The organism is Rhizobium sp. BIGb0125, assembly GCF_024810055.1.
Classification (GTDB): domain Bacteria; phylum Pseudomonadota; class Alphaproteobacteria; order Rhizobiales; family Rhizobiaceae; genus Agrobacterium.
In genome coordinates this window covers 359,310-372,624 of record NZ_JANUDV010000003.1, presented here as the reverse complement: position 1 = coordinate 372,624, position 13,315 = coordinate 359,310, and the positions used below count along the sequence as shown (strand labels likewise).

The following is a 13,315-nucleotide window of genomic DNA, read 5'->3' as shown; positions in this document are numbered from 1 at the left end:
ATAGCCGCGAGATATCGTCGCGAGACATCGCCGCCTGTTTTGGGGAAAATCTAACTGCAGCAGATTTTAAGTCTGGCGCCCCTCAAAATGGCCACAGACGTCACGGTAAGACAGGCAGCGAAGGGTGAGGGGAGATTGGATGCCGGAAAAACAGAAGCTGGTTTCAGGACTGTTTCTCGTGAAGTCCGTCGTCTTTCTTGCCGTGTTGGCCGGTGCCGCCACTGTCGCCAATCTGGCGGTTGGTTGGTACGGACAAAGCGCCAAGGCGGTGGGCCATACCACATCAACAGACAATTTTGATATTTCCATCGGTCAGGACAGCTTGAGACTGGCCGCCAATACGATTCGATTCGACACCCAGCGCAAATCTGGCAAAACCGAACGGGTCGATATGTACCTGACCTGGCCGCAAATGGCCGGTTACACGCAAGAAAACCAGGACTTGTTTGATGCGAAAGCCGACAACAACAGGGTTATTTTCCTGCAACTGTCGCAAAGCACCATGTCACGCGACATGTCCGGCCGGTTTGACGCCATCTATTCGCATCTGGTGCAGGGTGCGCCGCAGGACATCAAGTTTGGGCTGACACTTTACCGCTTCAAACCGGACGCCGGTTATGGCGACGAGGTGCTTCTGACCGCAAAACGTGACGGTTTGCCGGATTATGTGGTGCGTTGCCTGATGCCAACACCGCAACGCCCGTCCACCAGTGGTGACTGCCAGCGCGACGTGCGGTTAGGCCAGGACCTCACCGTACTCTACCGTTTTCCGGTCAGCCTTCTTAACCAATGGCAGGCATTGGACGACGGCCTCGTTAACTATCTGCAGCAGCGCATTCAAAGCGAAAAACCTGAATCGAATTAACGGTTTCGGCGAATTTTAGCTTCATTTTACCGGTCAAAGATACGTTTCATAAACCAGTTGGTAACGCAGTGGCACTAAAGTCACAAAAATTGAACGGTCGGGCGGGGGATGTGTCCGGGCGGAACATCAAGATGCAAATAGTGAGTTTAGCTGTGCCAAAAACGGTTAGAGTATTGTCCGAAAAAGGCTCCTCGATGTCTTTCCTTAAGGTTTTCATGTTTTTGCTGGCCTCGGTCTTTGCGACCTCGTGCTCTGTGCAACAGGCGTCTGCAAATCCCAAATATGCTGGCATCGTCATTGATGCGAAGACCGGCAAGGTTTTATACAGCGATGATCCGGATGGCCTGCGTTATCCCGCGTCGCTGACCAAGATGATGACGTTGTACCTGACGTTTGAAGCGTTGAGTGCAGGTCGCATCTCTCTCGATAGCAAAGTGCCGGTTTCGGCCAATGCATCCAAGGAACCCCCATCCAAACTAGGCGTTCGTGCCGGTGGCACCGTCACCGTCGAACAGGCCATCAAGGCGCTGGTCACACGGTCTGCAAACGACATGGCAACGGCTCTCGGTGAGTTCATTGGCGGTTCGGAAGATCGTTTTGCCCGCATGATGACCAACAAGGCACGCGCCCTTGGCATGACCCGCACGACATACCGTAATGCCCACGGTCTGCCAAACACCGCACAGATGACGACAGCCCGTGACCAGGCTCGTCTCGGCATTGCGCTTCGTCAGCATTACCCACAATATTACCATTACTTTTCAACGCGTTCGTTCCAGTTCGGCAAGCAGACCATCGGTAACCACAACCGCCTGCTTGGCAACGTTGCTGGCGTTGATGGCATCAAGACCGGTTACATCCGTGCAGCTGGCTTCAACCTCGTAACCTCGGTACAGATTGATGGTCGTTCGATCGTTGGTGTTGTCATCGGCGGTACATCGGGTGCGAGCCGTGACGCACAGATGCGCAAGCTGGTTGCGACCTACCTGCCAAAGGCATCACGTGGCGCCAACAGCAACCTCATTGCCAACACACCATCTGCTGATGTTGGTAACACCGCTGTAGCCTCCGCTTCGGCCGCATCCGCCGCATCGCGTATGGATCTGCCAAATGCCGGCCCGCTGCCACAGGCCCGTTACGAAAACGAAGTTGCCAGTGCCTTTGCACCAACATCATCCCGTGCAGCCGTACAGGCCATGGAAGCTGCAACCCGCCCTCAGGCACCAGTACCGGCACCAATGGTTCCGCCGGCTGCTATTGCCCAGAGCCGTCAGGCAGCTGCTGTTGATATTGATGAAGTCACCACGTCTTCCACCCGCCAGGCTTCCGGTTGGGTTATCCAGATCGGTGCTTCTCCGGACAAGAACTCCGCCATGGCCCTGTTGCAGAACGCACAGGACAAGGGTGGCAACGTTCTCAACTCCGCAACCCCCTTCACCGTCGCTTTCAGCAAGGATGGTGCTCAGGTCTACCGTGCACGCTTCGGCGGGTTCACTGACCAGAACAAAGCAGTCAATGCCTGCAATGCATTGAAAAAGAAGGGCATCAGCTGCTGGGCTTCCCTTCAATGATTATCAACTGCTGGCATGACGTTGTTCTCGACATGCCAGTGCCTTCCTCGACTTGTTCTGCGTAACGAGGTTCAAAAATGGCGAGCAACGAAAACTACTCTGAAGCAATGACAACCGCACCCGTACAAAGAGGTAACTCGGTTTTGCACCCTCTGCATGAGGTGGCAATGCGTATTGCTGACGTTGGCCTGAATAGATCAAAAGCCAAGACCAAGGATCTGGTCAATCTGCTTCTGTGCCACGGTGCACGTGCATGGCGCAACAACCAGCCAGAAGCCAATATACACCTGCATATCTCGGCACGTTATGGTCGCGCGCCCATCAACATCCGCATCCGGTAATATCAGGCGGTGAGGAGAGGCGGTCTCCGCCAAATGACTTCAAAAGGCACGCTTACTGGTTCACACCTGAGCGTGCCTTTTGCGTTTCAGCGATTGCCTGAAATGATCAGGCGGCGATGCGCGGATAGTGTGTTCTGATTTTGCTGATGTAATGCTGGCCGGGAGACGGTGCTGCGCACATGGCAGTGGCTTCAGCTTCCGGTACATCACGGAAATTGCGCTCTTCTCCGTTCTTGAAGCAGATACGGAGCTGCCCGTCTTCAGGGCTGAAATAGACTGACTTGATGATTTTCGATGTGACAGCAAGTTGTTTCATTTTTTTATTTTCCCTGTTTTGACGTCATCTTACACAGCGGACGCAAATATTCCGTCAAACAGGGTGGTGAACGCTTGTTTAAGTCAAAACACCGCTTTCTAGGTATTTCACACTGCCTCCTTGCGTTACGTAACCTTACGTTACGGCGCGGTGTAACCCAGCGTACACAACCAAATCACGTCATCCGGTTCTGGAACGAATAGGGCGCCGACACGTTTTCCAGCCTCCAAATCGGCACATTCAGACCGATACCCCATCACCCAACGGAGGAAGTCATGCAAACACTGGCAGAACTGTTCGAGCACACCCTGAAAGACGTCTACTACGCGGAAAACGCGATCGCAAAAGCACTGCCCAAAGTGTCGAAGGCGGTCAAAAGCGCCGAGTTCAAAAAGGCGGTTGACCACCACCTGGAAGAAACCAAGGGCCAGATCAAGACCCTCGACAAGGTGTTCAAGACCATCAACGTCAAACCAGAAGGCGTCAAATGCGATGCGACCGATGGCCTGATCAAGGAAGCCGAAGGCATCATGGAAGAAGCCAAAGGCGTGGCGCTGGATGCCGGTCTGCTCGCAGCCTGTCAGGCGGTCGAACATTACGAGATCGCCCGTTACGGTTCATTGCGTGAATGGGCGAAGGTGCTGGGCAATGAAGAAGCACATGTGCTGCTCAGCGAAATTCTCGACCAGGAAAAAGCGGCCAACAGCAAGATGACCAATCTTGCCGTCACCGCCATCAACAAGTGACAGCCAACTCCTGAAAACCAAAGCCGCCCTGAGACATCAAGGGCGGCTTTGTCTTTGCGATATGCAGGCGAGGGCGGATCACGCCCCACGCCGGTTATCCCTCAAAGCACAGTGCCAAACTCCATGCTGACGGGTTCGATCAGCGTCAGAAAGGCGTCACACCCGGCCTGTCCCAACCAGCCGGCACAAATGCCTTCCGCCCGGCTACGACTATCGGCAAATGCCAGATCGGCAAACACATCACCATCGAGCGCGTCGACCGTATCGACACCGCGACACGCACCGGAGACCGCTTTCGTCCAGAAAAGGGCAAACGTTTCGAGGACTACCTGAAAACCTTGCCCTGACAGGCAATCACCACGGCATCAATGCCAAGCGGCGCCGCAAGGGCTTTCATTCCGACAGGTTTTTCTCGATCGAGTGTTTGCACAGCTCCGGTTTGCCGATTGTGATGTCCTTGACCGAAGTCCATTTGGACTTGCCATTAGCGTCTTCATCAATTGTGAAATATTGCAAAACACAGTTTTTGGATTGGTGATCGACGGACTGCACAGTGAGAAGTCGGCTGTCGCGGCGGTAATCGACCTTCACATCACCCTGTTTGTTGCTGCCCGGCAGGTCGATCAAAACACCTGATTTGTGATCGGCGACGATAAATGGTGAGCAGTTTTTCGAACACTTGATGTCAACGAGCGAATATTGACCAGCAAAATTCGGGCGCCTTAACATGGCCGTGCGGACTGCAGTCTGGGCGGCCTTATCATCGGCGAGACGATCGCGAAAATCCGGCTTCAGGGTTTGCCCGGTATAGCGCGTGGCGGGAAAGTCCTCCCGGTCTGGAACGTCAAATTTGCTGTCGTGTACTGCAACCTTGGTTCCGGTCACCTCGAGAAAATCCTGGGGTGGGGCAAGCGGCCTGGGTTTGGGGACCGATACCACCTCCTGTTGCTGAGGCTCCGGCTTTTCCTTGTGCCAGGCTTTGTAGGTGACAGATTTTTTCTCAATGGACGGCATCTCGCATGCGTACCACTGCGACTGTGAAACTGACTGCCCCTTTTCCCTGTAACACCAGCCATTGGACTTCAGCGTCTTCTCCAGCGCGACGTGATGGTCACAGTCGTACTTCGTCTCCCGCGTCTGTCTGTCGCCCTTACGGCAATCCAGAGCCATTCTTTCCCAACGGCTCAGCATCGAAACCGGTCTGCTCCTGTCCGGCTCAGCAAACAGGGGCGCGTCCATTTCGCCGGTGATTTTTTCTGTTCTTGGGTTCCAGGACACGCTGTACATCGTCACCCCGGAAAAGAAGCTGGTACCGGCAGCATTTTTCTGGAACCAATCCGCAGAAAACTCCAGAACGCAGATGTCCTCGCAGATGATGTGATATATGCCTTCATTCAGCGTGTAGGCCCGCACTGGCCACTCCGCAGACAGTTGCCGTCTCTTTTTCAGCACATCCGCCTTGAGTGTCTTTCCGTCAGCCTCGATATCGCCCTTGTCCACAACACCGGCATAGGCCCTGTTCCAGAACGCCATGCCTGGTCTGTCGTTGCGTCCCAGATTTTCGATGTAACTCATCATAAAACGACGGGCTTTTTCCTCTTGCGCCTTCAAAAGCGGGGTGGATGCCACCGGCGGCCGGTCGATCACCTCGCGCACGGACAGGAGAGGGGTTGTTATCCGATATTTTTCCATTTCGCTGGTCGTTAGATAGCGGACGTCATCATGTGAGACGGATAACGAAATCCGCAACAATGCAGGATTGGCACCCATATCATCGAGGTAGCCGATCAGTTCACCCGTTGTTTCCTGCATATATTCAATTGCAGTATCGACATCTGCATCGTCTTCATCCGTCGAATAAATCCCCCGGTGCACACCAAGCGAACCCTCGGCGGCATCGCGCTCGACACCGCCCATGAAGGCGTAAACACAGGCAGAAGCGCAGCTATTGTCGACGCCCTGAATGGTGTTGAGGCCAAGATCGCGGATGGCTCTGCCAAATTTCATCGCCTCCATGATATCCCCGCCATCGCTGTTGAAGGAGACAATTTTTACGCCGTATCCGGCGAAATCAAGCTTCAATTGCTCGACATCATATTCTTCGTCAAATTCGCCACTGATCACCAGGTAGGGTGAAAAGCCGTCTGTCGTCACCAGTTCATAGGTAATCTCGGCCCGGGCGCTATTCGACCAGCAAAAACAGGCGACAAATGCCCACAGCATGAAACGCACAAACACCAGACCAAGCCCCCAATTACCCGGTAATTTCTCTCATTCAACATGGCGTCGATCACGTCGCTACCACGACCAAAATTTACGAGAACCGCAACCTAAAGCGAGAGGTCGCGGGTCCATGTCATTGCGTCAGATTTTTCATGATTGGACGATCGCATGCCTTGGCATCACCAATATCAAGCCTATCAATGAGCCTCCAGTTCGAACTGGCATCCTGTCTCTCAGCGATTTCAACAGCATCAATCATGCAGCCAGCACTATCCGGAGATATGTATTGCATGAACATAAGTCTGCTGTCAGGGCGGTAACCGACACGCACTCCCTCCCGATCACTGTGTCTCGGCAGGGCAATCGGTTTGCCTGTCTTGTGATTGACAACAAAGTACATAGGGCAGCCTTCGTTGTTGCAATCAATTTTTATAAGCCTGTAATGCCCGGCAAAATTTGGCCCTTCACGCATCTCGTCACGAATGATGGTGGCGGCATTACGAAACTTGACGTCTCGCCCTTTGAAATCAGGCGACACGGACTTTCCCTTGTACTGGCTTGCAGGATAATCCGAAAGCTGCGGCACCTTGATCTGCCCGTTTGCGCCACCAACGGCACATTCATGCCAGCGCTCGTTACGTGCTTTGCCTGCGATGCCGTAACACCAGCCAATATCCGCTAAAAACGCTTCAATCTCCTGCTGAACCTGGCATGCGATCTTGAGTTCTGCAGGGTCACCGGACTGCAGACGGCAGTCTCCTTCAACAACACCCCAGGAAGCGATCATATGGGTTGGCCCGAATTTTTCCTCTCGCTCACCACTGAGTTGGGCAACATCTCCGATTATTTTGTTTGTCTTGGGATCAAAGTTCAAAACAGTCGCTAACATTCCGGAGCGGGCCTCTCCAGTCGCAGCGTTTTTCCAATACCACATGACGAAGGCGCTAACCGCACAGGTTGCCTTACACTCAGTTTTCGTCAAACCAAGGTCTGAACTGTAAAACCGTACTGGCCACTGTTTGAAAAATGCCTGTTTCTTTTTCAGCAAGCCCGCTTTTGATGTCATGCCATCATCGGTCTTGACCTTGTCTGAGTAGGACCTTTGCAGAAAATCCAGCGCCTCATCGTCTCCCCGGCGCAGTGCATGCAGATAGGCCAACATCATGTCCTGAGCCCGTTGTTCTGGCGTTGCAGAACGGACTGGTGTTTCTGGCAAAGGAGCATTGCCGTGTCGTTGCGTTTGTGCTGTTTTGGGTGTGGTTTCCAGTGCCGGCTGAACCTTGCCATCGTCATCGATAAAAAGTGTTGTTACCAGATATTGTTTCATCTCGCTTTCGGTCAAAAAGTGCGGATTACCGTCTGGTACCGATCCGGCGAGTTTTAATACGTTCGGATCGACACCCATCTCAACGCTATAATCAACAAGACTGCCGCCAAACTCGTGGAGAGACTCTTTCGTCGTAAGGCTGTCATTCCCGTCGAACATCGCCCTGTCGATGGCAAGTGAGCCTTCTCCCGCATAGCGATAGGCACCACCCATAAATGCGTAGACACAAGCGGAATAACATTCCACATTTTTGACCTGTGTTGTCATCAGATCGAGAGACCGGATTACCCTGCCAAACTCCATCGCCTTTGCGACATCGCCGCCCGCACTGTCAAAAACGATGCCTTCTGCACCGCTGGCGGCGACCTCAAGCGCAAGTTGGTCGGCATTATCAGACGGCTCGAACGTGCCCGAGACAAGCAAATAAGGCGCATCGCCTTTGATTGGTCTGACCTCATATGTCATCTCGGCGCGGACGCTACTCGACCAGCAAAGACAGGCGACAACCGCCCACAGCATTAAACGCAGAAACACCCGATCCAGCCCCCAATTGTCAGGCAGGTGCCATGTGCACCGCCCCTATGCGATTCCTTCGCCTAATATGTAGCACTGCGAACAAGCCCACACGTTAAACGATTAAGTAAAACGCTATGCAAATCGCGCTATTGGCGAAAAATGTCGATCATCCGTGGCTGCAATCGCAGCCAATCCCGTCCTCCAACGGGCATTATAAACGGCCGGGCAGGGGTTTTAAGCCTGTTCCGGTCCGCGTGATGCCTCCGGTTTCCAGCCGCGTGTGTAGCCATGGCCCATGGCCGCCACGGCAATGTTCAACTGGTGCTGCAGATGTTCGATCTCCTCGATCATCGCTTCGATGGCTGCCTTGGGATCACCGTCGTGGCAGGACAGGATATAGTCGGCAACGTCGATATTTTTTTCAGGGCGCACGGTCCCGTTCTCCTGCTTAAGAGCCAAATTTCACCTGATATGTTGACCGTATGATCGATGCCCCAGCACCTATTTGTTCTATTTATGTTCTCATTTACAGGAGAGTCAAGGCAAACCTGAACCTGTGGAAAAATCGCCTGATGATACTGGAATTTTCAGGGGCACCGCTGGACAACTCAACCGCGCGGCAGATGACGCAAAAAGCCTTTTGCAGCAGGCATCTCACGTCGGCACAGGGGCTTTGGCGTTGCTGTCTTAACAACGCATCGTTGCTCTGACGCCGACTACCAATCAAATAACCCCCGCCCATAATCCTCGACTATCCGCCTCCAAAAAACTAGAAGATCGGCGTGATCGACGAGAGGAACAAGACATGAGTAAAGCAGCCGGGAATGGCTGGTGGCTACATTGCGTGGTCATCGGCATTGTCATCATCGCGGAAATAATTGGCATACAACGCCTGCCGATCGGTATTGGCACGGTGGTGTTTCTGCCAATTCTGTATGCCTTTGCGATGGGCATCATCCTTAACCCCCATATTCTCAAAAAGACCGCAGCCCTTATTCCGCCAAGCGCGGTCAAGCTGTCGGGCACCATGATCACCATTGCGATCATGCCCTTCATCGCCAAGTTCGGTACCACCGTTGGCCCACAGATCGATGCCATCATCGAGGCTGGTCCGGCACTGGTCATTCAGGAACTCGGCAACCTCGGCACCATCGCCGTTGCTTTCCCGGTTGCGGTGTTTCTGCTGCGCATGGGCCGCGAATCCATCGGTGCGACCTATTCGATCGACCGCGAGCCAAACATTGCGCTGATTGCTGACCGTTACGGCCTCAACAGCCCGGAAGGCGCTGGCGCCATGGGCGTTTACGCCACCGGCACGCTGATCGGCACCTTCGTTTTTGCCATCATGCCGCCGTTGATCCACTCGCTTGGCTGGTTTGATTTCCGTGCGCTTGCCATGTCCTGCGGCGTTGGTTCCGGCAGCATGCTTGCCGCCTGCACAGGCGGCCTCGTCACCATCATGCCTGACAACAAGGACGTCATTCTGGCCCTTGCTGCCGCCAGCAACATCCTGACCTACGCCACCGGCCTTTATGTTGGCCTGTTCGTGGCCCTGCCGCTGACCGACTGGCTGTACCGCAAGGCACGCCCCAATGACCCGGCGAACTACAAGACCAAGGAGATCGCAGCATGAGCACCGCGCACACAACATCCATGGAAGACGTCATTCCCCAGCACGGTGAAGATGAACGCAAGGTCAATGTGGCACGTTACGCCGTCCTGCTTCTGGTTGCCTGTGTCATCGGTCTCATCTCCAACTGGGTCGGAACCGGCACAAGCCCGCTGACGGCGCTGCCCGGCATGGTCGTTCTGTACCTGCTGTCGGTCGCCGGTATCGTGATGGCGCGTTTCATCCCGCTCAGCCTGCCAGGCGTTGCCTGGACGTCGCTTCTGGCCATTCTGGTCACGGTGCCAGCCATTCCCGGTTCCGCCTGGGTGCTGGCGCAGGTTGAGGCGCTGAACTTCCTGGCACTGGCCACTCCGGCACTGGCCTATGGTGGTCTGGCGCTGACCAAGGGCGAGTTTGATATTGCCCGCCGGTCCGGCTGGAAAATCGTCATCGTCGCCATTTGCGTGATGTTCGGCACCTATATCGGCTCTGTTATCATTGCGGATATTTCGCTGCGCCTCACCGGCATGTAAGCTCACCCTTTGAATCACATCTGGCCGCCCCGCAACGGGCGGCCTTTTTGAATGAAACACGTGTACTGGAGCCGATCATGCAGGGCGAACACATCGAGGAAGCCATCAAGTGGCGCCACCACCTCCACCAAAACCCCGAACTCGGCTTTGAGGAACACAATACCGCGGCCTTCATCGCAGCACACCTGTCCGACTGGGGTTTCAAGGTCAACACAGGTTACGGCAAGACCGGCGTTGTCGGCACGCTGTCCAAGGGCAGCTCAGCAAAGGCCATCGGCATCCGTGCCGATATCGATGCCTTGCCCATTCTTGAACAGAGCGGCGTTGCTTACGCCTCCAAGGTGGCGGGCAAGATGCATGCCTGCGGGCATGATGGCCACGTCGCCATGGCATTGGCGGCAGCACGCATTGCCAGCAACACCGATTTTGATGGCACGGTGCATTTCGTGTTCCAGCCTGCGGAAGAAAACGAAGGCGGCGGCCGCGCCATGGTGGAGCAGGGGCTGTTTAAAGATTTCCCGATGGACCGCATTTTCGGCCTGCACAACTGGCCGGCACTGGAGCTGGGCAAATGCGTGGCACGCGATGACCGCATGATGGCGGCCTTCGGCACCTTTGAAATCAAGGTGGTCGGTCGCGGTGCCCACGGCGCCATGCCCCATGAAGGTGCAGACCCGATTGTTGCGGCCTCGCAGATCGTCTCATCGCTGCAGTCCATTGCTGCCCGTAATGTTTCGCCGCTGGAATCGGCCGTTGTCTCGGCCACCCAGATCCATGGTGGTGACGCCTGGAACGTTATCCCGGAAGAGGTGGTCATTCGCGGCACCACCCGCTGGTTTGAGGAAGCGGTTGGCGACAAGATTGAAAACCGTATCAGAACATTGGCCACTGCGGTTGCCGCAGGTTTTGAGTGCGAAGCAACGCTCAATTACGAATATCGTTACCCCGCCACCATCAATGACCCGGAAAGCGCCCGGATTGTGCGTGCCACGGCCAAGTCTGCATTGGGACTTGATGTGGTGGAGGTTCCACCGAGCATGGCGGCGGAAGATTTCGCCTTCATGCTGCGTGAAAAGCCCGGTTGTTATTTCTGGCTAGGCGCCAAGCGCGAGGGACGAAACCCCGGCCTGCATTCTGCCTATTTCGATTTCAACGATGCGCTGTTGACCACCGGTGTGGCCATGTGGGGTGCGCTGATTGAAGGGCAACTGGCAAAGGCCTGAGCCAGCAGCGCCTCGTGCCTACGCGTGCGGGGCGCAATTGCCAGATCCTACGTTGACTGGCCTAACGTTTTGACGAAAATACACTTATGGAAACGCTAGACGCAAAAGCCTTGCGCATGTTCATCGCGGTCGTCCGCTGCGGATCGATCAGAAGTGCCGCCGATCATCTCGGCGTGGCCGCCTCTATCGTCAGCCGACAGATAGCCGATACCGAAAAGAACGTCGGCCTGCCGCTGTTTGACCGTACCAGCCGTGGTGTGGGCCTAACGGATGCTGGCGGGCTGGTTTATGAACATGCCCAGCGTGTGCTGGAAGACAGCGGCGTGCTGGCCGAACAGCTGGACCAGCTGCGCGGCATCCAGCAGGCGCGGGTGCGCATTTGCTGCGGCGAGGGGTTTCTGGGCGACCTTATCGAACACGCACTGTCGAAATTCGTGAAAGTCTATCCCGGCATCAGCTATTACTTGAAACTTGGCAGCACCGATCAGGTGCAGGACGAGGTCGCCAATGGCGATGTCGATATCGGCATTGCCTATAATCCCGTCATCGATACCCGCATCCGTTCGCTGGCCATTTCCCGCCAGCCGCTGTGCCTTGTTGCGCCGCTCGACCATCCGCTGTTGAAAGAACAGTCGGTGTCGCTGGCGCAGTGCATGACACAGTCTCCCTATTCGCTGCTGATCAAGGGCCATGGCGTCACCCAGCTGGTGTCGCGCGTCGCTGTCGACCACGGCATTGCGGTCGCACCACTCATCGACACGCCGTCGATTGACGTGCTGCGCCGTTTTGTCATGGCGGGCCTTGGCGTGACCTTCCTGCCGCGCTTTGCCGTCTCGACAGAACTGAACCGCGGCGCACTTGGCATTGTGGAACTGAATGACCCGCTTCTGGTGCAGGCCAGTGCCCACCTCATGGTCAAGGCCCGTCGCCGCCTGCCAAATTCGGTGGAACGTCTCAGCAGTTTTCTGGCCGCCGAAATGGCCGCTTTCCAGCAATAACACCGTCCTCTTAGCCTGATTTCCATCCCCGTGTTGCTTCACCGGCAACACTTTGTTCCCGGTTGCCCAACTACCGTAACGCCCTGTTTGATGACAGCCTCTTTGCCGACGGATCGACCGCACAAGCGGCGAAAAACGGATAAACGAGGTGGAATAATGTCAGAAGAAAACAGGCAAACGGTCGGGGTTGTCGGCCTTGGCAGCATGGGGTTGGGCATGGCGCAAACCCTGGTGGCGCGGTTTGTCACGCTGGGTTTTGACCTGTCGGCAGAGCGCCGCGCATTGGCGGAAAAGTCCGGCATCGTGCCAGTTACCGCCATCCGCGAACTGTTTGAAAAATGTGATTTTCTGGTGTTTTCCCTGCCCACCGCCAAGGATGTGGCCGGTGTGGTCAATGACCATGTCGATGCGCTGGAAGCACGCCAGGGCAGCAAGGTTGTCATTATTGACACCTCCACGTCCGAGCCGGATGTCAGCCGTGAGCTTGCAAAGCGCCTGAGCGCCCTTGGTCATGGCTTTCTCGATGCCCCGGTCAGCGGCGGCCCGGCCGGTGCAGCATCCGGCAAACTGACAATGATGATTGGTGGCACGGCCGAAGACGTGGCACTGGCCAGCCCTGCCATTGAAACCATGGCCTCCAAGGCACTGCATGTTGGCGCAAGCGGCGCTGGCAACGTGGCAAAGCTGGTCAACAACATGCTGGCCGCAGCCCACATGGTCACCACCCGCGAGGGCCTGAAACTGGCGCTGGCCGGCGGTATTGATCCCGAAGCTGCCTTGCGCGTCGTAAATGCTGCGTCCGGCCGTTCGATGATCTCGGAAGTGCATTTCCCCACCTGGGTCATGTCCGGCCGCTTCGACAGCGGTTTTTCCATGGGTCTGATGCGCAAGGACGTGCGCCTTGCCAGTGAGCTGGCCGCCAGCACCGGCGCCGATCTGCCTGTCGCACAAACCGTTGCCAACCTGTGGGCCGGAACCACCGAGTTTACGGACGGCGATGATTTCACACGTATGGGCGCCTTCAAGGCAGCAGGCAATTAAGGAGCG

General features: G+C 55.6%; 14 protein-coding genes. 9 read left to right on the top strand and 5 right to left on the bottom strand.

The window, feature by feature from the left end:
* Nucleotides 1-139: 139 nt before the first annotated feature.
* The 3 genes from M2418_RS10045 (at nucleotide 140) to M2418_RS10035 (ending at nucleotide 2,777) form a co-directional block, all read left to right on the top strand.
* A complete protein-coding gene (locus tag M2418_RS10045; RefSeq protein ID WP_259146261.1) occupies nucleotides 140-865 on the top strand; it encodes a hypothetical protein in 726 nt (241 codons plus the stop codon).
* Nucleotides 866-1,059: 194 nt separating this feature from the next.
* On the top strand, nucleotides 1,060-2,436 hold the full coding sequence (locus M2418_RS10040; RefSeq protein ID WP_405049403.1) for a D-alanyl-D-alanine carboxypeptidase: 1,377 nt from the start codon (nucleotides 1,060-1,062) through the stop codon (nucleotides 2,434-2,436).
* A 77-nt stretch (nucleotides 2,437-2,513) separates the two neighbouring features.
* Nucleotides 2,514-2,777, top strand: coding sequence for a hypothetical protein (locus tag M2418_RS10035; RefSeq protein ID WP_192491073.1), 264 nt, complete (start codon nucleotides 2,514-2,516; stop codon nucleotides 2,775-2,777).
* Nucleotides 2,778-2,883: 106 nt separating this feature from the next.
* Here the strand turns inward: M2418_RS10035 and M2418_RS10030 are convergent, their stop codons facing one another.
* Nucleotides 2,884-3,093, bottom strand: coding sequence for a KTSC domain-containing protein (locus M2418_RS10030; RefSeq protein WP_192491072.1), 210 nt, complete (start codon nucleotides 3,091-3,093; stop codon nucleotides 2,884-2,886).
* A gap of 275 nt (nucleotides 3,094-3,368) precedes the next feature.
* Between M2418_RS10030 and M2418_RS10025 the strand changes: the two genes are divergently transcribed.
* Nucleotides 3,369-3,839 carry a ferritin-like domain-containing protein gene (locus tag M2418_RS10025; protein WP_192491071.1) on the top strand — a complete coding sequence of 157 codons (471 nt, stop codon included), beginning with the start codon at nucleotides 3,369-3,371 and terminating at the stop codon, nucleotides 3,837-3,839.
* Between the two features lie 101 nt (nucleotides 3,840-3,940).
* Here M2418_RS10025 and M2418_RS10020 read toward each other — a convergent pair whose 3' ends face one another.
* The 4 genes from M2418_RS10020 to M2418_RS10005 form a co-directional block, all read right to left on the bottom strand.
* Entirely contained in the window at nucleotides 3,941-4,078 is a 138-nt protein-coding gene (locus M2418_RS10020) for a hypothetical protein (protein ID WP_259146259.1), read from the bottom strand.
* Nucleotides 4,079-4,232: 154 nt separating this feature from the next.
* A complete protein-coding gene (locus M2418_RS10015; protein WP_259146258.1) occupies nucleotides 4,233-6,077 on the bottom strand; it encodes a hypothetical protein in 1,845 nt (614 codons plus the stop codon).
* Nucleotides 6,078-6,195: 118 nt separating this feature from the next.
* Nucleotides 6,196-7,656: a hypothetical protein gene (locus M2418_RS10010; RefSeq protein WP_259146257.1), complete on the bottom strand. Its 1,461-nt coding sequence runs from the start codon at nucleotides 7,654-7,656 to the stop codon at nucleotides 6,196-6,198.
* Nucleotides 7,657-8,139: 483 nt separating this feature from the next.
* Nucleotides 8,140-8,337, bottom strand: coding sequence for a hypothetical protein (locus tag M2418_RS10005; protein ID WP_250985413.1), 198 nt, complete (start codon nucleotides 8,335-8,337; stop codon nucleotides 8,140-8,142).
* Nucleotides 8,338-8,710: 373 nt separating this feature from the next.
* Between M2418_RS10005 and M2418_RS10000 the strand changes: the two genes are divergently transcribed.
* The 5 genes from M2418_RS10000 (at nucleotide 8,711) to M2418_RS09980 (ending at nucleotide 13,309) form a co-directional block, all read left to right on the top strand.
* Nucleotides 8,711-9,538 carry a DUF3100 domain-containing protein gene (locus tag M2418_RS10000; protein WP_259146256.1) on the top strand — a complete coding sequence of 276 codons (828 nt, stop codon included), beginning with the start codon at nucleotides 8,711-8,713 and terminating at the stop codon, nucleotides 9,536-9,538.
* The gene (locus M2418_RS09995) at nucleotides 9,535-10,047 is read left to right on the top strand and encodes a hypothetical protein (protein WP_192491066.1); all 513 of its coding nucleotides are present in this window, start codon (nucleotides 9,535-9,537) and stop codon (nucleotides 10,045-10,047) included. The genes M2418_RS10000 and M2418_RS09995 overlap by 4 nt, the downstream gene beginning before the upstream one ends.
* 65 nt (nucleotides 10,048-10,112) lie before the next feature.
* On the top strand, nucleotides 10,113-11,270 hold the full coding sequence (locus M2418_RS09990; RefSeq protein ID WP_405049410.1) for a M20 aminoacylase family protein: 1,158 nt from the start codon (nucleotides 10,113-10,115) through the stop codon (nucleotides 11,268-11,270).
* Nucleotides 11,271-11,356: 86 nt separating this feature from the next.
* A complete protein-coding gene (locus M2418_RS09985) occupies nucleotides 11,357-12,268 on the top strand; it encodes a LysR family transcriptional regulator (protein WP_192491065.1) in 912 nt (303 codons plus the stop codon).
* 90 nt (nucleotides 12,269-12,358) lie between these two features.
* Entirely contained in the window at nucleotides 12,359-13,309 is a 951-nt protein-coding gene (locus tag M2418_RS09980) for an NAD(P)-dependent oxidoreductase (protein WP_259146255.1), read from the top strand.
* Nucleotides 13,310-13,315: the final 6 nt, after the last annotated feature.